This is a genomic window from Pseudomonas sp. TR47 (genome assembly GCF_044143025.1).
GTDB classification, from domain to species: Bacteria; Pseudomonadota; Gammaproteobacteria; order Pseudomonadales; family Pseudomonadaceae; genus Aquipseudomonas; species Aquipseudomonas putida_E.
Window position 1 is genome coordinate 1 of sequence record NZ_JBHFCS010000034.1, and the last position, 20,737, is coordinate 20,737.

A 20,737-nucleotide genomic window follows, 5' to 3' on the forward strand; every position below is an offset into this window, starting at 1 on the left:
CCATCCACTGTTTCGCATCGAAGCCGGCATTCCCTGCCAGGATGCCCGGGAGCAAGCTTCGGAACTGATGGGTTATGTGCGGGAACTGACGGTCATCGGCGTGATGGATGAGAAACCGATGATGGTCTGGGCAGCGCATTACTTGAGTGCGTTGGCCAAGGCGCTGATGGATGATGCCGAGTTGGGGATGATGCGCTGAGAACCAGGCCTGACACGAGACCTGCAGACAAAGTATTTCTCGCCTTTAACTTAAAGGCCCACGCCTACCGGCATCCCCGACACCAGAAACGCAAAAGCCCCGAATAATCGGGGCTTTTGCTGAGAATATGGCGGAAGCGTAGAGATTCGAACTCTAGGATAGTTGCCCATCGACGGTTTTCAAGACCGTTGCCTTAAACCACTCGGCCACGCTTCCAGCTCGTTTTGCGGCCGCCATAATACCGTAATGAAACACGCTGTCAAACTCTCTATGTCGCCGGTTGCAGGAGCTCTGATAGACTCCTAGCATCTGAACGTTCCAAAACCACAGGTTTACCAAGGAGTGTCGCCATGCGCGAACAGGATTATGCCGTACACAGCGGCCAACAGGTCGAGCAGCGCGAGGTCAGCAAGGTCCTGCGCAACACCTACAGCCTGCTGGCACTCACCCTCGCCTTCAGCGGTGTCATGGCTTTCGTTGCCCAGCAGATGCGTGTCGGCTACCCGAACATCTTCGTCGTGCTGATCGGCTTCTACGGCCTGTTCTTCCTCACCAACAAACTGCGTGATTCGGTCTGGGGCCTGGTTTCCACCTTCGCTCTCACCGGCTTCATGGGCTTCATCCTCGGCCCAATCCTCAACCGTTACCTGGGCATGGCCGGTGGCGCTGAGGTGGTCAGCTCGGCCTTCGCCATGACGGCCTTGGTGTTCGGTGGCCTGTCGGCCTATGTGCTGATCTCGCGCAAGGACATGAGCTTCCTCAGCGGTTTCATCACCGCCGGCTTCTTCGTCCTGCTGGGCGCCGTAGTGGCCAGCTTCTTCTTCCAGATCAGCGGCCTGCAACTGGCGATCAGCGCTGGCTTTGTGCTGTTCTCGTCGGTCTGCATCCTGTTCCAGACCAGCGCGATCATCCACGGCGGTGAGCGTAACTACATCATGGCGACCATCAGCCTGTATGTATCGATCTACAACCTGTTTGTCAGCTTGCTGCAACTGTTCGGCATCATGGGTCGCGACGACTGATACCGGTTGCTTGAGCCCGTTGAAAAAGCCCGCTTCGGCGGGCTTTTTTGTGGGTACGTGCAGGCCTGTATGCTGTAGCCCACCCTTTCCACGCCAGCTGACCTAAAAGTCAGGTTATTACCCGAATGCTCGCCGATCTTGCTGCCATCGTGCGCGCCACTACCGCAATCCCCCTTCACCCCGTAGAATGCGCTCCTTTTTTCTTCCGGGGCAGCTTCACCGATGAGCTCACACGAACACAGCCCGGGCGCGGATGCGCCTGCCAACGAACTGGTGCTTGGCCTCGAGGACAAGCCACGGCTGCTTATCGGCCTGCTGGCGGCGCTGCAGCACCTGCTGGCGATCATCGTGCCGATCGTGACCCCGGGCCTGCTGATTTGCCAGGCGCTGGGTGTTTCGGCGCGTGATACCAACCTGATCGTGTCGATGTCGCTGGTCATCTCGGGTATCGCCACCTTCGTGCAGTGCAAGCGGTTTGGGCCGTTTGGCGCGGGCTTGCTGATCGTGCAGGGCACCAGCTTCAACTTCGTCGGCCCACTGATTGCCGGTGGTGCGCTGATGGTCAAACAGGGCACGCCTGTCGAAAGCGTGATGGCAGCGATCTTCGGCGTGGTGATCGCCGGCTCGTTCGTCGAGATGGGCGTGTCGCGCATCCTGCCCTTCGTCAAGCGTCTGATCACGCCGTTGGTGACGGGCATTGTGGTGCTGATGATCGGCCTGACCCTGATCAAGGTCGGTTTGATCAGCATGGGCGGCGGCTTTGGCGCCATGGCCAATGGCACCTTCGCCAATGGCGAAAACCTGCTGCTGTCGGGCGTGGTGCTGGCAATCATCGTCATCCTGAACCGCATCCCGGTGGTGTGGATGCGCAGCTGCGCCATCGTCATCGCCCTGGCGGTGGGTTACGCCCTGGCGGGTTACCTCGGCCGGCTGGACTTCACCGGCATGCATGAAGCTGCACTGTTCCAGGTACCGACGCCGCTGCACTTTGGCCTCGGTTTCTCGTGGGCGCTGTTCATCCCGATGCTGGTGATCTACCTGGTGACCTCGCTCGAAGCCATCGGCGACGTTACAGCCACCAGCAAGGTCTCGCGCCAACCGGTCGAAGGCCCGGTGTGGATGCAGCGCATCAAGGGCGGCGTGCTGGTCAACGGCGCCAACTCGCTGCTGGCGGGCCTGTTCAACACCTTCCCCAGCTCGATCTTCGCGCAGAACAACGGCGTGATTCAGCTGACCGGCATCGCCAGCCGTCACATCGGTATCTGGATTGCCGTGATGCTAGTGGTACTGGGCTTGTTCCCGAGTGTTGCCGGCGTGATTCAGGCTGTGCCTGAGCCTGTGCTGGGCGGCGCGGCCATGGTCATGTTCGGTGCCGTGGCCGCTTCGGGCATCAACATTCTGGCCAGCACGCGCCTGGACCGCCGTGCACTGCTGATCATCGCCGTGTCGTTGGCGTTGGGCTTGGGCGTGGCTCAGGTTCCGGAGTTCTTGGCGCACATGCCGGCGGCCATTCGTAACGTACTGGAGTCGGGCGTTGCCACCGGTGGTATCTGCGCCCTGGTGCTGAACTGGTTCCTGCCAGAGAGCAAGGAACACGCCTGATAGCCCCTCCCCGGCCAACCAGCCCGCGCCCACCCGCGCGGGCTTTTTGCTTTATCATGGCCGCATTCCTTTACACGAGTTGCCCATGAAATTCGCTATCGCGGTTTTTTCCCCGGCCCATGCGCCCTCCTCGCGGCGCGCCTTGCGCTACGCCGAGGCGGTGCTGGCCGGCGGGCATGAGATTGCCCGGTTGTTCTTCTATCAGGACGGTGTTCACAGCGCCTCGGCCAACGTGGTCGCGCCCCAGGACGAACAGGACATCGCCGCCCAGTGGCGCGCTTTTGTCGAGCAGCACCAGCTGGACGCCGTGGTGTGCATCGCCGCTGCCTTGCGCCGCGGCGTGCTCGACGAGGCCGAAGCCGGCCGCTACCAGCGCCCGGCGGTGAACCTGCCCAAGCCGTGGGAGCTCTCCGGCCTGGGCCAATTGCATGAAGCGGCACAGTTGGCCGACCGCCTGGTCTGCTTTGGAGGCGATTGAAATGGCCAAATCCCTGTTGATCATCAGCCGCCAGGCGCCCTGGACCGGCCCGTCTGCCCGCGAAGCGCTGGACATCGCATTGGCCGGCGGCGCTTTCGATCTGCCACTGGGCATGCTGTTCCTCGATGACGGCGTGTTCCAGCTTGCTCCTGATCAGCAACCGGTTGCCGTGCAACAAAAGAATCTGGCCGCCAACCTGCAGGCACTGCCGATGTTCGGTGTGGAGGAGCTGTTCGCTTGCCAGCACAGCCTGGCCCTTCGCGGGCTTGCTGCCGACACCCTGGACCTGCCCGTTGAGGTGCTGGACGACGCGGCCTTGAAGGCACTGATTGCCCGTTTCGACCAAGTGGTGACGCTCTGATGCCGACTTTGCATGTGATATCCCACTCGCCCTTCGGCGATGATCGCCTGGGCAGTTGCCTGCGCCTGCTCGGCGGCGAAGATGCCTTGCTGCTGTGCGGCGATGCGGTTTATGCCCTGCGTGACGGCAGCGAACCACAGCGCCTGCTGCAGGCGGCAGCGCTGGAACAACGCCTGTTCGCCCTCGACGAAGACCTGCAGGCGCGCGGCGTCAGCAGCGGGCTGGCAAAGGCCGTGGACTACCCAGCGTTCGTCGCGTTGTCGTTGCACTATGACAAGGTCAACAGCTGGCTATGAACACCCTGACCGTAGACAACCAGGCAATCGCCCTGGACAAGGACGGCTTTCTGGTCGACCTGCAAGACTGGTCCCACGCCGTCGCCGAGGCACTGGCCGCGCGCGAAGGCATTGCCCTGACCGCCGAACACTGGGAAGTGCTGGAACTGCTACGCCAGTTCTATGAGGAATTCCAGCTGTCTCCGGCCACCCGCCCGCTGATCAAGTACACCGCGCTAAAGCTGGGCCCTGAAAAGGGTAACAGCCCGCACCTCAACCGCCTGTTCAACGGCACCCCCGCCAAACTCGCCGCCAAGCTGGCGGGCCTGCCCAAGCCGACCAATTGCATATGACAGACGCTCGCCCGCTCACCCTGCAAACCCCGGCCGAACACCCGTTCGCCGAATTCGTGCGCATCCTTGGCAAAGGCAAACGCGGTGCCCGCAGCCTCACCCGTGAGGAAGCCCGAGCCGCCATGGCCCTGCTGCTTGAAGGCAAGGTTGAAGACACTCAGCTCGGTGCCTTCCTCATGTTGCTGCGGCACAAGGAAGAGAGCGCCGAGGAGCTGGCCGGCTTCACCGAGGCCCTGCGCGCCCAACTGCATGCACCACGCATCGCTGTCGACCTGGACTGGCCCAGCTATGCCGGCAAGAAGCGCCACCTGCCCTGGTTCCTGCTGGCCGCCAAATGCCTGGCCGCCAACGGCGTGCGCATCCTGATGCACGGTGGTGGCGCCCACACCGCCGGGCGCATGTACACCGAGCAATTGTTGGCCCTGCTGGACATTGCGCTTTGCCGCCATTGGCCTGCCGTCGAGCAAGCACTGGACCAGCAACGCCTGGCGTTTTTCCCGCTGCACGATTGGGCCCCGCAACTGCAGCGCATGATCGACCTGCGCAACATACTTGGCCTGCGCTCCCCCATCCATTCGCTGGCCCGCGTGCTCAACCCGCTGGGCGCCCGCTGCGGCCTGCAGAGCATCTTCCACCCCGGTTACCAGGCCGTACACCGCGAGGCCAGCCGGCTGCTGGGTGACCATGCGGTGGTCATCAAGGGCGATGGCGGCGAAATCGAAGTCAACCCGGATGTCATCAGCCACCTGTACGGCACCAGCGCAGGTGAAAACTGGGACGAAGAGTGGCCGGCGCTGAGTGAGCGGCGCCATGTAAAACCTGCAAGCCTGCAGCCAGAACAACTGCTGGCGGTATGGCGTGGCGAGGCTCAGGACAGCTATGGGGAAATGGCCGTGGTGGCGACCATGGCCCTGGCGTTGCGCGGCTTGGGGCAGGACCGGGAGCAGGCGTTCGCGACCGCACGCGGCTATTGGGGCGCTCGAAACCAATCGAATAACTAGATCATTTTTGCGCAGTCTTTGCGCTATTTATTCGAACGCTTTGCCCTAGACTGGGCTCCAACGACAAACAACTTTGTTCCGAGGAGCTCACCATGGGCCTTTTGATCGACGGCCGCTGGCACGACCAGTGGTACGAAAACGGCAAGGATGGCGCCTTCAAGCGCGAGAACGCCCAGCGCCGCAATCAGTTGCCCGCCCCCGAAGCCGGTCGCTACCACCTGTATGTGTCGCTGGCCTGTCCATGGGCTCACCGCACCCTGATCGTGCGTGCGCTCAAAGGCCTGGAGCCGCTGATCGATGTGTCGGTGGTCAGCTGGCTGATGCAGGAAAACGGCTGGACCTTCGACCAGCAACAGGGCTCCACGGGCGATCACCTCGACGCCCTAGAATTCATGCACCAGCGCTATACCCAAGATGACCCGCACTACACAGGCCGCGTGACCGTGCCCGTATTGTGGGACAAAAAGGAAAAGCGCATCGTCAACAACGAGTCGGCGGAGATCATCCGTATCTTCAACAGCGCCTTCAACGAACTGACAGGCAATACCCTCGACCTGTATCCGCAGCCGCTGCGCCCGACCATCGAAGCGCTCAATGCACGCATTTACCCAGCGGTGAACAATGGTGTTTACCGTGCAGGCTTCGCCACTACGCAAGAAGCCTACGAGGCTGCGTTCGACGAAGTGTTCAACGAGCTGGACTACCTGGAAGCGCTGCTGGACCGCCAACGTTACCTGGCAGGCGAGCACCTGACCGAGGCCGATGTGCGCCTGTTTACCACGCTGGTGCGCTTCGATGCGGTGTATCACGGCCACTTCAAGTGCAACCTGCGCCGGTTGAGCGACTACCCGAACCTGTCAAACTGGCTGCGTGAGCTGTACCAGTGGCCGGGTGTGGCGCCGACGGTGAACATGGAGCACATCCAGAAGCACTATTACATGAGCCACAAGACCATCAACCCGAACGGAATCGTGCCCAAGGGGCCGCTGCAGGACTTCAACCTGCCGCATGATCGGGAGCGGTTGCCAGGCAAAGGGATCTGGGGCTGAGGAAGTTGGGGCTGCGTTGCAGCCCCCGCTATTACTGGTCTTGCTGCGAACCTTCAAACCAGGCCAGCTTTTCGCGCAACTGCACCACTTCCCCGACAATCACCAGGGTCGGCGCATGTACTTCATGCTGGGCCACCAATGCTGGCAGGTCAGCCAAGGTGCCAGTGAACACCCGCTGATTGCGCGTAGTCCCCTGCTGCACCAACGCCGCCGGCGTGCTCGATGCACGCCCATGGCGAATCAGCTCGGCGCAAATGGTCGGCAACCCTACCAGGCCCATGTAGAACACCAAGGTCTGGTTCGGCGCCACCAGGTCATTCCAAGGCAGGTTGCTGGTACCGTCCTTGAGGTGGCCGGTCACGAAACGCACCGACTGGGCATAGTCGCGGTGGGTCAGCGGAATGCCGCCGTAGGCAGAGCAACCACTGGCCGCGGTAATACCGGGCACCACCTGGAACGGGATGCCATGCTCGGCGAGTTCTTCGATCTCTTCGCCACCACGGCCGAAAATGAACGGGTCGCCTCCCTTCAGGCGCAACACGCGCTTACCCTCGCGGGCCAGGTCGACCAGCAGACGGTTGATCTGGTCCTGCGGCACGGCATGCTCGGCGCGGCGTTTACCGACGTAGATACGTTCGGCATCGCGGCGGCACATTTCAATGATTGCCGGTGCCACCAGGCGGTCATACAACACCACATCGGCCTGCTGCATCAGGCGCAAGGCACGGAAGGTGAGCAAGTCCGGATCACCCGGCCCCGCCCCCACCAGATACACCTCACCACCCTGCTGCACCGGCGCACCGTCGACCATGGCCTGCAACAGCCGCTCGGCCTCGGCACCCTGCCCGGCCAGCTGACGCTCGGCGATCGGGCCCTGGAACACGGTCTCCCAGAAGCCGCGACGCTGATTGACATCCGGGTACAGCGCCTTGACCTTGTGCCGGAAGCGCGCCGCCAAGGCGGCCAGTTCGCCATAAGTGGACGGGATCCAGGTTTCCAGCTTGGCGCGAATCAGGCGCGCCAGCACCGGGGCGTCACCGCCGCTGGATACCGCAACCACCAGGGGCGAACGGTCGACAATGGCCGGGAAGATCACCGTGCACAGGGCCGGTGCATCCACCACGTTGACCGGCACGCAAAGCGCCTGCGCATCCGCCGACACCTGGGCATTGAGCCCGGGGTCGTCGGTGGCTGCGATCACCAGGCGGCAGCCGACCAGGTCGGCCGCCTGATAACCACGCACCAGGACCTCACCGCCACCTTCACGGGCCAGCGCAGCCAGTTGGCCGTCGACCTCGGGCGCCACCACCCGCAGCGCGGCGCCAGCATCGGCTAGCAGGCGCGCCTTGCGCAAGGCGATCTCGCCGCCGCCGACGACCAGCACGCGGCCGCCCTGCAGCTTGTGGAACAGCGGCAGGTAATCCATTTAGCGGATGACCTCGACACCGCCCATGTAAGGCTTGAGCACTTCCGGCACACGGATGGAGCCATCGGCCTGCTGGTAGTTTTCCAGCACAGCGACCAGGGTACGGCCTACGGCCAGGCCCGAGCCATTGAGGGTGTGCACCAGCTCCGGCTTGCCGGTTTCCGGGTTGCGCCAGCGGGCCTGCATGCGGCGCGCCTGGAAGTCACCACAGTTGGAGCAGGAGCTGATCTCGCGGTACTTGTCCTGGCTTGGCACCCACACTTCCAGGTCGTAGGTCTTCACGGCGCCGAAGCCCATGTCACCGGTGCACAGGGCCAGTACGCGGTAGGGCAGCTCCAGCAGCTGCAACACGCGCTCGGCGTTGGCGGTGAGGCCTTCCAGGGCTTCCATGGACTTGGACGGCTCGACCACCTGGACCATCTCGACCTTGTCGAACTGGTGCTGGCGGATCATGCCGCGCGTGTCACGGCCCGAAGCGCCAGCTTCACTGCGGAAGCACGGGGTGTGGGCGACCAGCTTGAGCGGCAGCTGCTTGGCGTCGATGATCTCGCCGGCCACCAGGTTGGTCAGCGACACTTCAGCGGTCGGGATCAGGTAGAAGTCGGCTTCGCCTTCGCGGGTGATCTTGAACAGGTCCTCCTCGAATTTCGGCAGCTGGCCGGTGCCCTGCAAGGCCGGAGCCTGGACCAGGTAAGGGGTGTAGTGTTCTTCGTAGCCATGCTCACCGGTGTGCAGGTTGATCATGAACTGTGCCAGGGCACGGTGCAGGCGGGCAATCGGGCCGCGCAGCACGGCAAAGCGGGCGCCCGACAGCTTGGCAGCTGCTTCGAAGTCCAGGCCACCGCTGATCTCGCCCAGGGCGACGTGGTCCTTGATTTCAAAATCGAATGCCCTCGGCGTGCCCCAACGGCGCACTTCGACGTTGTCGTCTTCACTGGCACCGACCGGCACGCTAGCGTCCGGCAGGTTGGGGATGGTCAGGACAATGCCATCCAGTTCGGCCTGGATGCCGTCCAGCTCGACCTTGCCAGCGGCCAGCTCATTGGCCATGCGTTCGACGTCAGCCATCAGCGGCGCGATGTCCTCGCCCTTGGCCTTGGCCTGGCCGATCGATTTGGAGCGGGCGTTACGCTCGGCCTGCAGCTGCTCGGTGCGGGTCTGCACCGCCTTGCGGCGCTCTTCCAGCGATTCGATGCGCGCGACATCCAGGCTGAAGCCACGGGAGGCGAGGCGGTCCGCCACTTCCTGAAGTTGGCCGCGTAACAGTTTGGAATCGAGCATGTCGTTCTCTCGTTATGTGTGTAGGTTGGTTCAGAGTCGGGTCAGGGACAGGCCGGCCCAGGTGGCCAGTAGCCCGCCCATCACGCTAATACCGGTATAGCCCACGGCCAGGGGCGCTTGCCCACTTTCCATCAGGCGCACGGTATCGAGCGAAAAAGAGGAAAACGTCGTCAGCCCACCGATGAAGCCGACGATAAGGCCAAAGCGCAGGAACAGCCCATGGAACAGAGCGCTCACGGCTTTCTCCGTTGACGCGGGCTGCTGCGATCAAGGTCGGCCAAGTGACGCAGTTTCTCGCCGATCTTCAGCTCGAGCCCTCGGGGCACGGGCTGATAATACTGGCGTGGCTCGAGCTGATCGGGGAAGTAATCTTCACCCGCAGCATAGGCATCGGGCTCGTCGTGGGCATAGCGGTACTCCTCGCCGTAGCCGAGCTGCTTCATCAGCTTGGTCGGGGCGTTGCGCAGGTGCAGCGGCACCTCCAGCGAGCCGTGCTCGGCGGCCTCGCGCAGGGCAGTCTTGAAGCCCATGTACACGGCGTTGCTCTTTGGCGCGCAGGCAATATAGGTAATGGCCTGAGCCACCGCCAGCTCGCCCTCAGGGCTGCCCAGACGCTCCTGCACGTCCCAGGCCGCCAGGCACAGGCTCAGGGCCCGCGGGTCGGCGTTGCCGATGTCCTCGCTGGCCATGCGCACCACGCGGCGGGCAATGTACAGCGGGTCGCAGCCGCCATCGAGCATGCGCGCGAACCAGTACAGCGCGGCGTCCGGGTTGGAGCCGCGCACAGACTTGTGCAGGGCGGAAATCTGGTCGTAGAAGGCCTCGCCGCCTTTGTCAAAGCGCCGGCGGCTGTCACCGAGCAGGCTCTGCAGCAGGTCTACACCAATCTCGCCGCCATCTTCGGCCAGGTCCGAGGCGTTTTCGAGGAAGTTGAGCATACGCCGGCCATCGCCATCGGCGGCGGCAATGAGCATCTTGAAGGCGTCGTCGCCCACGCTCAGGTTGCGCTTGCCCAGGCCGCGTTCTTCGTTGAGTGCGCGGTCGACCAGCTTGCGCAAGGCAGGCTCGTCCAGGCTCTTGAGCACATACACCCGCGCCCGCGAGAGCAAAGCATTGTTCAGTTCGAAGGACGGGTTCTCGGTGGTGGCGCCGATGAAGATCAGCGTGCCGTCTTCGACAAAGGGCAGGAAGGCATCCTGCTGGGACTTGTTGAAGCGGTGCACCTCATCGACGAACAGGATGGTCCGGCGGCCATACTGGCCAGCCTGCTGCTTGGCCACCTCGACGGCCTGGCGGATTTCCTTGACCCCCGCCAGTACCGCAGAAACCGTCTCGAAGTGCGCATCGCAAAACTGTGCCAGAAGCCGTGCGAGTGTGGTCTTGCCCACGCCCGGCGGCCCCCAGAAGATCATCGAGTGCAGCGCACCCTGCTCCAGCGCCTCACGCAGCGGTTTGCCACGCGCCAGCAGGTGCTCCTGGCCGACATACTCGTCCAGGTTGGACGGGCGTAGCCGGGCAGCCAGGGGCTGGGCAACGGGTTCGCTTCGAAACAGGTCCATGGTGCGCTCTGCTTACTCCTTGATGACGTCCGCGCCTTTCGGGATGTCGAACTTGAACGTGCTGTCCGGCACCGCCTGGTTGGCCTTGACGCCATTGAACAGGATGTTGGTGCGCTGGCCGACGCTGTCGATCAGTTGCATGTCGTTGATCAGGCCACGGCGGAACGACACGCGCAGCGAATCGAACAGGGTGTCCTTGGTCGTTGGCTTGAGGGTGAAGTCCATCACTTCGCCCTGCTCCTTGGAGGTGATGTCGAAGCTCTGGCTGATCTTCGACACATCACCGGACAGCAGCAGCGCCGGGGTCTGGTTCAGGCGCACATCGAGCTTCTTGATCGTGGCCTGCTCCAGGTCAGGGTCCCACAGGGTGACGTTCTTGCCGTCGGACACCACCACCTGCTCCTGGGGTGCATCGGTGTGCCAGTAGAACAGGCCCGGGCGCTTGACCGCCATCTTGCCGGTTGTCTCCTGCAGGCTGGTGCCGCCGGCATCCAGGGTCAGCTGGGAGAAATTGGCCTCGATGGTCTGCGACTTTTCCAGCAACTGGGTCAGGCGCTGCACGTCCTGCTCACCAGCGTGAGCCGACAGTGTGGCCGATAGCGAACCCAGGGTCAGGGCAGAAACCAACAGCATGCGAATCGCGCGCATGTTAATCCTCATTGAGCATTGAAGAAGCCGGGCGCCACCGTCGGCGCCCGGCAAGGTGTTCATCAGTCGCGCGGGCCGCCCGGTGCAATCACTTCCCGCGAGCCGTTGCTGTTCATGGGGGTGACCACGCCGGCCATTTCCATCGCCTCGATCATGCGCGCAGCGCGGTTGTAGCCGATCTTGAGCTTGCGCTGCACGGCCGAAATCGACGCCCGACGGCTTTCGAGGACGAATTGCACCGCCTCATCATACAGCGCGTCGCTTTCCGAATCCTCGTCGCCGCCACCGCCACCACCGCCTTCGAAGCCGCTGCCGGCCTCCTCGACGCCGTTGAGGATGTCGTCGTTGTAGTCCGGGGCGCCACGCAGCTTCCAGGCTTCCACCACGCGGTGCACTTCATCGTCGGAGACGAATGCGCCGTGTACCCGGATCGGCAGGCTGGTACCTGGCGGCATGTAGAGCATGTCACCGTGGCCGAGCAACTGCTCGGCGCCACCTTGGTCGATGATGGTGCGCGAGTCGATCTTGCTCGACACCTGGAACGCCATGCGGGTCGGGATGTTGGCCTTGATCAGGCCAGTGATCACGTCCACCGATGGGCGCTGGGTGGCGAGGATCAGGTGAATACCGGCGGCCCGCGCCTTCTGGGCGATACGGGCGATCAGCTCTTCGACCTTCTTGCCGACGATCATCATCATGTCGGCGAATTCGTCGACCACCACCACGATGGTCGGCAGGGTCTTCAGGGCCGGCGGCTCGTCTTCCATGCTCTCGCGGCGGAACAGCGGATCGTGGATGATCTCGCCGGCCTCCTGGGCATCCTTGATCTTGCGGTTGAAGCCGGCCAGGTTACGCACGCCCATGGCCGCCATCAGTTTGTAACGCCGCTCCATCTCGGCCACGCTCCAGCGCAGCGCGTTGGCGGCGTCCTTCATGTCGGTGACCACCGGGCACAGCAGGTGCGGGATGCCTTCGTAGATCGACAGCTCGAGCATCTTTGGGTCGATCATGATCAGGCGCGCGTCTTCAGGGCCGGACTTGAACAGGATCGACAGGATCATCGCGTTCACACCCACCGACTTACCGGAGCCGGTGGTACCGGCTACCAGCAGGTGTGGCATCTTGGCCAGGTCGGTGATGACCGGCTTGCCGCCGATGTCATGGCCCAGGGCCAGGGTGACGGGCGACTTCTGCTCGTCGTACTGCGGCGTCGACAGCACCTCGGAGAAGCGCACCATCTGCCGGTTTTCGTTGGGGATCTCGATACCCACGGTGGTCTTGCCGGGGATGACCTCGACCACCCGCACACTGGTCACGGCCAGCGACCGCGCAAGGTCCTTGGCCAGGTTGGCGATGCGGCTGACCTTGACCCCGGCCGCAGGCTGGATTTCGTAGCGGGTAATGACCGGGCCCGGGTGGATGGAGTCCACCGAGACTTCGACGCCGAATTCCTTGAGTTTGATTTCCAGCAACTGACCGACGCCGGCCAGGGATTCTGGCGAATACTCGATCTTCTTCTGCTCGGCCGGGTCGAGGATGGAGATGGACGGCAAGGTACCTTCCACGGCGCTGTCGACGAACAGCGGCGCCTGCTTTTCCTTCATCACCCGCTTGCTCGGCTCCACTGCCTTGGCCGGCGCTGCCGGCGGCATGATCACAGGGGCAATCGAGGGTTCACGTGGGGCAACAGTCTCGCGCGGGACAACAATGGGTTCGCGCTGGGCTACGACAGGGCGCGCGGGCGGCTCATCGCGCTCACCGATGCGCTCGCGCAGTTGCGCCTTGGCCGGTTCGCGTTTATCGGCAGCCGCCGGCGCCGCGTCGAACCTTGGTTCGTCCACCTCGCGCAGCTGCGCCTCCAGGCGTTTGCGCTCGTTGCGCGCCTCCCACCAGCGATTGGCCGCGCCTTGCACGAGCTCGAACAGGTCGAGGGTGATCTTGCCGGTCATGTCCATCACCTTGAACCACGAGAGGTCGGTGAACACGGTCAGGCCGAACAGGAACAGGGCGATGAACATCAGCGTGCTGCCCTGCACGTTGAGCAGGTTGCGCGCCAGGTCGCCGAGGCTTTCGCCCAAGGCACCACCGGCGGAGAACGGCAGGCTCGCCGGGGGGTGGAAATGGATATGCGCCAGAGCGGCACCCGACAGCACCAGGAACACCAAGCCGATGAGGCGCCAGGAGAACAACCAGCCGCTCCACTGCCAGGGTTGATGGCGCTCGCGGAAGATCTGCCAGGTTTTGATGGCCAGCAGTAAAGGGAAGATGTAGGCGAAGTAGCCCAGCACCATGAACATGATGTCGGCGAAGTACGCACCGGCACGCCCGGCAGCGTTCTGCACCTGGTCGACGTTGCTGGTGTGGCTGAAGCCTGGGTCGGAGGTATCGTAGGTCAGCAGCGCCATCCACAAGTACAGGCACAGGGCGCCGACAGCGATCAACGCACCTTCCTTGAGGCGGTAATGCAGCTGCTGCCGCCACAGGGGCACAGGCAGAGGAGCTGGAGTTGCGGTGGATTTCTTCAAAACGCGTCTATTCCTGCGCGTGCTGCGCGTCCAGTAGTGATTGGCCGATAACGGGCCAATGAACCACTACTTTTAACATTACTGCCCGCCGGCCGCCATGGCGGCACGCCCTATGGCGTTTGGGTGGGGGCGACTTTCGTATATGTGCAATTTGAGCATGCATTTTCTTTTGTGACAAAGGCTTATGCTGTGTTTTTGCACAGGTGTGACAGCAAATGTGCCAGATGGTGCCTGCAGCCTAACGAATGTGTAGGAAATTGCCGACCATATCGCCTGACTGAACGCACACGCAGGCAGGCCTGGCCCCACATGGGCCAGCATTGACCCAAAGCGCCCTCCTTGCCATGCTGCCCCTCCCCTCCCCCACCGCACGATAGACCATGCTCACCTGGCTGACTCGCGACTCACTGACCTTCCCACCCCTGGAAAAGGCCCTGCAGGATCCTAACGGCCTGCTCGCCGCTGGTGGCGACCTGAGCCCCGAGCGCCTGGTGCAGGCCTATCGCCATGGCTGCTTCCCGTGGTACCAGGACGGCCAACCCATCCTCTGGTGGTCGCCCAACCCTCGCACCGTTCTGTTCCCGGACGAGCTGCATGTCTCGCGCTCGCTGGCCAAGCTGTTGCGCCAGGGGCGCTATCAGGTCAGCTTCGACAGCGACTTCCCCGCCGTGATCGACGCCTGCGCGGCACCGCGTGACTACGCGGACGGCACCTGGATCACCGACACCATGCGCAACGCCTACTGCGAGCTGCACCGGCGCGGTATCGCCCATTCGGTGGAGGTGCGCCACAACGGCGAACTGGTGGGCGGCCTGTACGGTCTGGCCATGGGGCGGTTGTTTTTCGGCGAGTCGATGTTCAGCCGCGCCGACAATGCTTCCAAGGTCGGCTTCGTGACCCTGGTCAAGCACCTGCAAGAGGCGGGCTTTGTGCTGATCGACTGCCAGATGCCGACCGAACACCTGCATAGCCTGGGCGCCCGCGCCATCAGCCGCGCCAGCTTCGCCGATTACCTGGCCCACCACCTCGACCAGCCCAACAGTGCCAGCTGGCGCAGCTAGGCGAGTTCCGAGAGCTGGCTTACACTTAAAGCAAAGTCTCACCGAAGGGGTCGACCATGACAGAGTTGGCGCGGTTGAAGTTCTATGCCACTCAGCCCCACTCCTGCAGCTATCTGCCGAACGAGCAGGCGACCACCCTGTTCCTCGACCCCAGCCAGCCGATGGACGTGCATGTGTATGCCGACCTTTCGGAGATGGGCTTTCGGCGCAGTGGCGACCACCTGTACCGCCCACATTGCCAGAACTGCAATGCCTGCGTTCCAGCCCGCATTCCGGCCGCGCGCTTCATCCCCAACCGCCAGCAGCGGCGCATCCTCAAGCGCAATGCCGACCTCACCGTGACGGCTGCCCGGCCGGCGTTCAAGGAAGAATATTTCGACCTGTACCGGCGCTACATCGAAACCCGCCATGCCGATGGCGACATGTACCCGCCAAGCCGCGATCAGTTTTCCACCTTTCTGGTGCGCGACTTGCCGTTCTGCTGGTTCTACGAATTCCGCCTGGCAGGCCGCCTGCTGGCGGTGGCGGTGTGCGACCTGCTGCCCAACGGGCTGTCAGCGGTGTACACGTTCTACGAGCCCGACGAAGAACGGCGCAGCCTGGGGCGCTTTGCCATCCTTTGGCAAATCACCGAAGCCCTGCGCCAGGACCTCGAAGCGGTATACCTCGGCTACTGGATCAAGAACTGCAAGAAGATGAACTACAAGACCCAGTATCGCCCGATCGAACTGCTGATCAACCAGCGTTGGGTCACCCTCAACTGAAAGCATTGGCTTGACACACTATTTTCCGGCATAATCCACGCCACTTTTTTGCCCGGTGCGGTTATGCGTCGGGCCAACACTGGACACCGAGGGCTCAACTGCATGTCGAAAGAAGACAGCTTCGAAATGGAAGGTACTGTCGTCGACACCCTGCCCAACACCATGTTCCGCGTGGAGTTGGAAAACGGGCACGTCGTAACCGCGCACATCTCCGGAAAGATGCGCAAGAACTACATCCGTATTCTCACTGGCGACAAGGTCCGCGTCGAGCTGACGCCTTATGACCTGAGCAAGGGCCGCATCACCTACCGTGCGCGCTAAGCTCCAGCCATGAAAAAGCCCGGCCATGTGCCGGGCTTTTTTGTACCTTCAAATTGCAAGGGGCCGCAAAGCGGCCCCTTGCGTCACGCTACTTCTGCCGTAGTCTCGAAGTCGAACACCAACTCGCCATCGCGCAGGTCGATGTGCACCACACCGCCATGCTCGGCCAGCTCGCCAAACAGGATCTCCTCGGCCAGCGGCCGCTTGATCTTGTCCTGGATAAGCCGCGCCATCGGCCGCGCCCCCATCTGCACGTCGTAGCCAGAAGCCGCCAGCCAGCCGCGGGCGGCATCGCTGACTTCAAGCAGCACACGCTTGTCTTCCAGCTGTGCCTGAAGTTCGATGAGGAACTTGTCGACGATGCTCTTGATCGTCTCGTGACTCAGGCGGCCGAACTGGATGATTGTGTCCAGACGGTTGCGGAACTCCGGCGTGAAGCTCTTGCGAATGACTTCCATCGCATCGGACGCATGGTCCTGATGAGTGAAACCAATGGAAGCGCGTGCCGCAGTTTCAGCGCCGGCATTGGTGGTCATGATCAGGATCACGTTGCGGAAGTCCGCTTTGCGCCCGTTGTTGTCGGTCAGGGTACCGTGGTCCATCACCTGCAGCAGCAGGTTGAAGACTTCGGGGTGCGCCTTCTCGATTTCATCGAGCAGCAGCACGCAATGCGGCTGCTTGGTGATCGCCTCGGTCAGCAGGCCACCCTGGTCGAACCCGACATACCCGGGAGGAGCGCCGATCAGGCGCGACACAGTGTGCCGCTCCATGTACTCGGACATGTCGAAGCGCACCAGCTCAACGCCCAGTGCCTTGGCCAACTGCCGCGCCGCTTCGGTCTTGCCCACCCCGGTAGGGCCGGCGAACAGGAACGAGCCGACCGGCTTGTCCGGTGCCTTGAGGCCTGCACGGGACAGCTTGATTGCCGTAGCCAGCGAATCGATCGCCTGGTCCTGACCGAACACGGTCAGTTTCAGGTCACGCTCCAGGTTACGCAGCAGCTCCTTGTCGGAGCTGGTGACGTGCTTCGGCGGAATCCGCGCGATCTTGGCCACGATATCCTCGACTTGCGGCACATCGATACGCTTGACCCGATTCGCCTCAGGCTGCAGGCGCTGATACGCCCCGGCCTCGTCGATCACGTCGATGGCCTTGTCCGGCATGTGGCGGTCATTGATGTAGCGTGATGCCAGCTCAGCGGCGGCGCGCAGGGCTTCATCGCTGTACTCGATGTTGTGATGGCTTTCAAAGCGCCCCTTGAGGCCGCGCAGAATGCCCACAGTGTCCTCGACGGACGGCTCGCTGACATCCACCTTCTGGAAGCGCCGCGCCAAGGCACGGTCCTTCTCGAAGATGCCGCGAAACTCCTGGAAGGTCGTCGAACCAATGCAGCGAATCTCGCCGGAAGACAGCAGCGGCTTGAGCAGGTTGGACGCGTCCATCACGCCGCCCGACGCAGCACCGGCACCAATGATGGTGTGGATTTCGTCAATGAACAGGATGGCCTGTGGGCGTTTGCGCAGCTCACCGAGCAACGCCTTGAAGCGCTTCTCGAAGTCGCCGCGGTACTTGGTACCCGCCAGCAGTGCGCCAAGGTCGAGGGAATACACCACGCTCTGCGACAGCAGGTCGGGCACCTGGCCATCGACGATGCGTTTGGCCAGGCCTTCGGCGATGGCAGTTTTGCCCACACCAGCCTCACCGACCAACAGCGGGTTGTTCTTGCGCCGACGGGCAAGGATCTGCGCCACGCGCTCGACTTCCTGCTCGCGCCCTACCAGCGGGTCGATCCGCCCAGCGCGGGCCAGTTCATTCAGGTTGCTGGCGTAAGCATCCAGCGGGTTACTCGAGGACGACGTCTCGCCGCCCTCCTCGTCCTGCATTTCCGGGTCGCTGTCGCTGTGCGAGCCGTGGCCCGGCACCTTGGAAATGCCGTGGGCAATGTAGTTGACCACGTCGATACGGGCCACGCTCTGCTGCTTGAGCAGGAACACGGCCTGGCTTTCCTGTTCGCTGAAAATCGCCACCAGCACATTGGCACCGGTGACTTCGCGCTTGCCAGAGCTTTGCACGTGGAACACGGCACGCTGGAGCACACGCTGGAAGCCCAGGGTCGGCTGGGTTTCGCGATCCTCGTCGTTGACGGGAATCAGGGGAGTGGTGGAATCGATGAACTCTTGCAGGTCATGCTTGAGTTTGTCGAGATTGGCGCCACAGGCGCGCAGAACGGTCGCAGCAGCCTCATTGTCAAGGAGTGCCAGCAGCAGATGCTCGACGGTCATGAACTCATGACGCTTCGAACGAGCCTCCTTGAAGGCAAGATTGAGGGTGACTTCGAGCTCGCGGTTTAACATAGCTTCACCTCATACCCAAGTGGTCGGCGATTAACCGTCCTTCTCGATTTCACAGAGTAGCGGATGCTGGCTTTCCCTGGCGTATTGGTTGACCTGCATGGCCTTTGTTTCGGCGATGTCCCGGGTAAACAATCCGCACACTGCCCGCCCTTCGGTATGGACGGTCAGCATGATCTTGGTCGCCAGCTCGCGGTTCAGACTGAAGAACGTTTCGAGCACTTCGACGACGAAATCCATCGGCGTGTAGTCATCGTTGAACAAAACCACCTTGTACATCGGTGGCGCCTGCAGGATCGGCTTGGCTTCCTGTACCGCAAGCCCTGAGCCGTCGTCCTCATTCGATTGCGGGCGATCCTGATTGAATGTTAGTCGAATCTCGCTACGTGCATGCATGGAAAGAATTTCATCATGATCGACAGGTTAAGGTTGTGAGTTGACCGCTGAAGCCGCAGCCCGCGCGAAGACGGGGCGACCTTGACTATCGGCAAAACGGTGTTACAACCAATAAGAACCCACCGTGGTCGATAAAGATCCGCGCAGTCAACCAGATTTTTCGCAAGGTTCGTATGCGGATGAAGTGGATGATACTCCAGTGATGGAGTCCTTTGCAGAGGGACATAGGGATGGCAAGCGGTAAAGTCAAGTGGTTCAACAATGCCAAGGGCTACGGATTCATCAATGAAGACGGCAAAACCGACGATCTGTTCGCCCATTATTCGGCGATCAAGATGGACGGTTACAAAACCCTGAAGGCCGGACAGGCCGTGACTTTCGAGATCGTGCAGGGCCCCAAGGGCCTGCATGCGACCGAGATCGCCAACGCTGTTGCCAGCACCTCAACAGGAGCCTCGCAATCATCGACCGCTGAAGCCTGATCCCTGCTTTGCGTCGGCATACGAAAAAACCGGCCGCCCCCTCAACAGGGGCGGCCGGTTTTCAATTGTTTCACATATGCTTGATCATTTCGTCGCCGAAGCCTGAGCTACCCACCAGCTTCGCACCTTCCATCAGCCGCTCGAAGTCGTAGGTAACCGTCTTGGCCCCGATCGCGCCATTGGTGCCTTTGATGATCAGGTCGGCCGCCTCGGTCCAACCCATGTGGCGCAGCATCATCTCTGCAGAGAGGATCACCGAGCCCGGGTTGACCTTGTCCTGGCCGGCATACTTGGGCGCCGTGCCGTGGGTGGCCTCGAACATGGCCACGGTGTCGGACAGGTTGGCGCCTGGCGCGATACCGATCCCACCCACTTCCGCCGCCAGTGCATCGGACAGGTAGTCGCCGTTGAGGTTGAGGGTGGCAATCACGTCATACTCGGCCGGGCGCAGCAGGATCTGCTGAAGCATGGCGTCGGCAATGGCGTCCTTGACGATGACCTCGCGGCCGGTCTTGGGGTTCTTGAACTTCATCCAAGGGCCACCATCGAGCAGCTCGGCGCCAAACTCATCCTTGGCCACCTCGTAACCCCAGTCCTTGAAGGCACCTTCGGTGAACTTCATGATGTTGCCCTTGTGCACCAGGGTCAGCGACTCACGGTCGTTGTCCACCACGTATTGCAGGGCCTTGCGCACCAGGCGCTTGGTGCCCTCGCGGGAAACCGGCTTGACGCCGATGCCGCAGTCCTGGTCGAAACGGATCTTGGTGACGCCCATTTCCTCCTTGAGGAACTTGATGACCTTGTTCGCTTCGGGCGAGCCGGCTTTCCATTCGATACCGGCGTAGATGTCCTCGGAATTCTCGCGGAAAATCACCATGTCGACATCGCCGGGCTTCTTGACCGGGCTAGGCACGCCCTCGAACCACAGCACCGGCCGCAGGCACACATAGAGGTCAAGTTGCTGGCGCAGCGCCACATTCAACGAACGGATGCCCCCGCCGACCGGAGTGGTCAGCGGCCCCTTGATCGATACGACATAGTCGCGCACCGCGTCCAGGGTCTCCTGGGGCAGCCAGGTGTCCTGGTCATAGACCTGGGTGGCCTTTTCCCCGGCGTATACTTCCATCCAGGCTATCTTGCGCTTGCCGCCGTAGGCCTTCTGCACGGCAGCGTCCACCACCTTGATCATCACCGGTGAGACATCGACGCCAATGCCGTCGCCTTCGATATAGGGAATGATGGGGTTGTCGGGCACGTTGAGCGAATGGTCTGCATTGACGGTGATCTTGGCGCCGTCGGTCGGAACCTTGATTTTCTGGTATCCCATGCTTGCACTACTCCGCTTTCGGGTGTGATTGGACATCATGCGATCCCACTGAGCCTAAACCACATCTGCCGACCTGCAAGCGCTGCGACATCACGCCACATTGCCGCTACGTCTTTGGTCTTATAAATGGCGCCGATGTCACTTCGCCTTGCTGAATAGCCCGATTGGTTTGATATACTGCGCCGCGACCGAAGGGTCATCGGGGCGAATCCCAGGAAAATGCGGCTCGCCCTCGGCCAGTAACTGGCCAAAAAGC

General features: G+C 62.3%; 21 protein-coding genes, 1 tRNA gene and 1 pseudogene. 13 read left to right on the plus strand and 10 right to left on the minus strand.

What is annotated here, in order from left to right; translation table 11 throughout:
• Nucleotides 1–199, plus strand: a 199-nt coding sequence (locus ACEWE8_RS24130; RefSeq protein ID WP_346641056.1) for a DUF3077 domain-containing protein, incomplete at its 5' end; no start/stop codon positions are given.
• A 128-nt stretch (nt 200–327) separates the two neighbouring features.
• On the opposite strand, the gene ACEWE8_RS24135 is transcribed toward ACEWE8_RS24130, so the two are convergent.
• A tRNA-Ser gene (locus tag ACEWE8_RS24135) sits at nt 328–415 on the minus strand.
• A gap of 134 nt (nt 416–549) precedes the next feature.
• Between ACEWE8_RS24135 and ACEWE8_RS24140 the strand changes: the two genes are divergently transcribed.
• The 8 genes from ACEWE8_RS24140 to ACEWE8_RS24175 all read left to right on the plus strand — a co-directional run bounded on the left by ACEWE8_RS24140 (nt 550) and on the right by ACEWE8_RS24175 (nt 6,340).
• Nucleotides 550–1,221, plus strand: a complete 672-nt coding sequence (locus tag ACEWE8_RS24140; RefSeq protein WP_012315235.1) for a Bax inhibitor-1/YccA family protein — start codon at nt 550–552, stop codon at nt 1,219–1,221.
• Between the two features lie 222 nt (nt 1,222–1,443).
• The gene (locus tag ACEWE8_RS24145; RefSeq protein ID WP_046788253.1) at nt 1,444–2,823 is read left to right on the plus strand and encodes a nucleobase:cation symporter-2 family protein; all 1,380 of its coding nucleotides are present in this window, start codon (nt 1,444–1,446) and stop codon (nt 2,821–2,823) included.
• A gap of 85 nt (nt 2,824–2,908) precedes the next feature.
• A complete protein-coding gene (gene tusD / locus ACEWE8_RS24150) occupies nt 2,909–3,301 on the plus strand; it encodes a sulfurtransferase complex subunit TusD (protein ID WP_046788254.1) in 393 nt (130 codons plus the stop codon).
• A 1-nt stretch (nt 3,302) separates the two neighbouring features.
• Nucleotides 3,303–3,662 carry a sulfurtransferase complex subunit TusC gene (gene tusC / locus ACEWE8_RS24155; RefSeq protein ID WP_046788255.1) on the plus strand — a complete coding sequence of 120 codons (360 nt, stop codon included), beginning with the start codon at nt 3,303–3,305 and terminating at the stop codon, nt 3,660–3,662.
• Complete coding sequence (tusB, locus tag ACEWE8_RS24160; protein ID WP_012315239.1) at nt 3,662–3,958, plus strand: sulfurtransferase complex subunit TusB; 297 nt, start codon at nt 3,662–3,664, stop codon at nt 3,956–3,958. The genes tusC and tusB overlap by 1 nt, the downstream gene beginning before the upstream one ends.
• Entirely contained in the window at nt 3,955–4,290 is a 336-nt protein-coding gene (locus ACEWE8_RS24165; RefSeq protein WP_046788256.1) for a TusE/DsrC/DsvC family sulfur relay protein, read from the plus strand. The genes tusB and ACEWE8_RS24165 overlap by 4 nt, the downstream gene beginning before the upstream one ends.
• A complete protein-coding gene (locus ACEWE8_RS24170) occupies nt 4,287–5,291 on the plus strand; it encodes a glycosyl transferase family protein (protein WP_046788257.1) in 1,005 nt (334 codons plus the stop codon). Before ACEWE8_RS24165 ends, ACEWE8_RS24170 begins: the two co-directional genes overlap by 4 nt.
• Before the next feature lie 92 nt (nt 5,292–5,383).
• Nucleotides 5,384–6,340 carry a glutathione S-transferase family protein gene (locus tag ACEWE8_RS24175; protein ID WP_046788258.1) on the plus strand — a complete coding sequence of 319 codons (957 nt, stop codon included), beginning with the start codon at nt 5,384–5,386 and terminating at the stop codon, nt 6,338–6,340.
• 31 nt (nt 6,341–6,371) lie between these two features.
• On the opposite strand, the gene cysG is transcribed toward ACEWE8_RS24175, so the two are convergent.
• From cysG to ACEWE8_RS24205, 6 genes and pseudogenes are all read right to left on the minus strand, one after another.
• Complete coding sequence (gene cysG / locus ACEWE8_RS24180; RefSeq protein ID WP_046788259.1) at nt 6,372–7,766, minus strand: siroheme synthase CysG; 1,395 nt, start codon at nt 7,764–7,766, stop codon at nt 6,372–6,374.
• Nucleotides 7,767–9,047 (minus strand): serine--tRNA ligase, encoded by a 1,281-nt coding sequence (gene serS / locus ACEWE8_RS24185; RefSeq protein ID WP_046788260.1) that lies wholly within the window; start codon nt 9,045–9,047, stop codon nt 7,767–7,769.
• Between the two features lie 30 nt (nt 9,048–9,077).
• Nucleotides 9,078–9,275: pseudogene (locus ACEWE8_RS24190) on the minus strand (CrcB family protein); the annotation flags it as partial.
• 5 nt (nt 9,276–9,280) lie between these two features.
• Nucleotides 9,281–10,606 (minus strand): replication-associated recombination protein A, encoded by a 1,326-nt coding sequence (locus tag ACEWE8_RS24195; protein ID WP_367904176.1) that lies wholly within the window; start codon nt 10,604–10,606, stop codon nt 9,281–9,283.
• Nucleotides 10,607–10,618: 12 nt separating this feature from the next.
• Entirely contained in the window at nt 10,619–11,254 is a 636-nt protein-coding gene (lolA, locus tag ACEWE8_RS24200; RefSeq protein WP_046788261.1) for an outer membrane lipoprotein chaperone LolA, read from the minus strand.
• A 62-nt stretch (nt 11,255–11,316) separates the two neighbouring features.
• Entirely contained in the window at nt 11,317–13,779 is a 2,463-nt protein-coding gene (locus ACEWE8_RS24205; RefSeq protein ID WP_080952216.1) for a DNA translocase FtsK, read from the minus strand.
• Between the two features lie 380 nt (nt 13,780–14,159).
• Here ACEWE8_RS24205 and aat point away from each other — a divergent pair, with 380 nt between their 5' ends.
• The 3 genes from aat (at nt 14,160) to infA (ending at nt 15,925) form a co-directional block, all read left to right on the plus strand.
• Entirely contained in the window at nt 14,160–14,840 is a 681-nt protein-coding gene (gene aat / locus ACEWE8_RS24210; protein WP_046788263.1) for a leucyl/phenylalanyl-tRNA--protein transferase, read from the plus strand.
• Nucleotides 14,841–14,896: 56 nt separating this feature from the next.
• Complete coding sequence (locus ACEWE8_RS24215) at nt 14,897–15,604, plus strand: arginyltransferase (protein ID WP_046788264.1); 708 nt, start codon at nt 14,897–14,899, stop codon at nt 15,602–15,604.
• A 102-nt stretch (nt 15,605–15,706) separates the two neighbouring features.
• Nucleotides 15,707–15,925: a translation initiation factor IF-1 gene (gene infA / locus ACEWE8_RS24220; RefSeq protein WP_002553999.1), complete on the plus strand. Its 219-nt coding sequence runs from the start codon at nt 15,707–15,709 to the stop codon at nt 15,923–15,925.
• An 83-nt stretch (nt 15,926–16,008) separates the two neighbouring features.
• Here infA and clpA read toward each other — a convergent pair whose 3' ends face one another.
• Both clpA and clpS read right to left on the minus strand, forming a co-directional pair.
• Nucleotides 16,009–18,279 (minus strand): ATP-dependent Clp protease ATP-binding subunit ClpA, encoded by a 2,271-nt coding sequence (clpA, locus tag ACEWE8_RS24225; RefSeq protein WP_046788265.1) that lies wholly within the window; start codon nt 18,277–18,279, stop codon nt 16,009–16,011.
• 30 nt (nt 18,280–18,309) lie between these two features.
• Nucleotides 18,310–18,672 (minus strand): ATP-dependent Clp protease adapter ClpS, encoded by a 363-nt coding sequence (gene clpS, locus ACEWE8_RS24230; RefSeq protein ID WP_012315251.1) that lies wholly within the window; start codon nt 18,670–18,672, stop codon nt 18,310–18,312.
• 230 nt (nt 18,673–18,902) lie between these two features.
• Between clpS and cspD the strand changes: the two genes are divergently transcribed.
• Nucleotides 18,903–19,154 (plus strand): cold shock domain-containing protein CspD, encoded by a 252-nt coding sequence (cspD, locus tag ACEWE8_RS24235; protein ID WP_046788266.1) that lies wholly within the window; start codon nt 18,903–18,905, stop codon nt 19,152–19,154.
• Nucleotides 19,155–19,224: 70 nt separating this feature from the next.
• Here the strand turns inward: cspD and icd are convergent, their stop codons facing one another.
• Nucleotides 19,225–20,481, minus strand: a complete 1,257-nt coding sequence (gene icd / locus ACEWE8_RS24240; RefSeq protein WP_012315253.1) for an NADP-dependent isocitrate dehydrogenase — start codon at nt 20,479–20,481, stop codon at nt 19,225–19,227.
• Nucleotides 20,482–20,737: the final 256 nt, after the last annotated feature.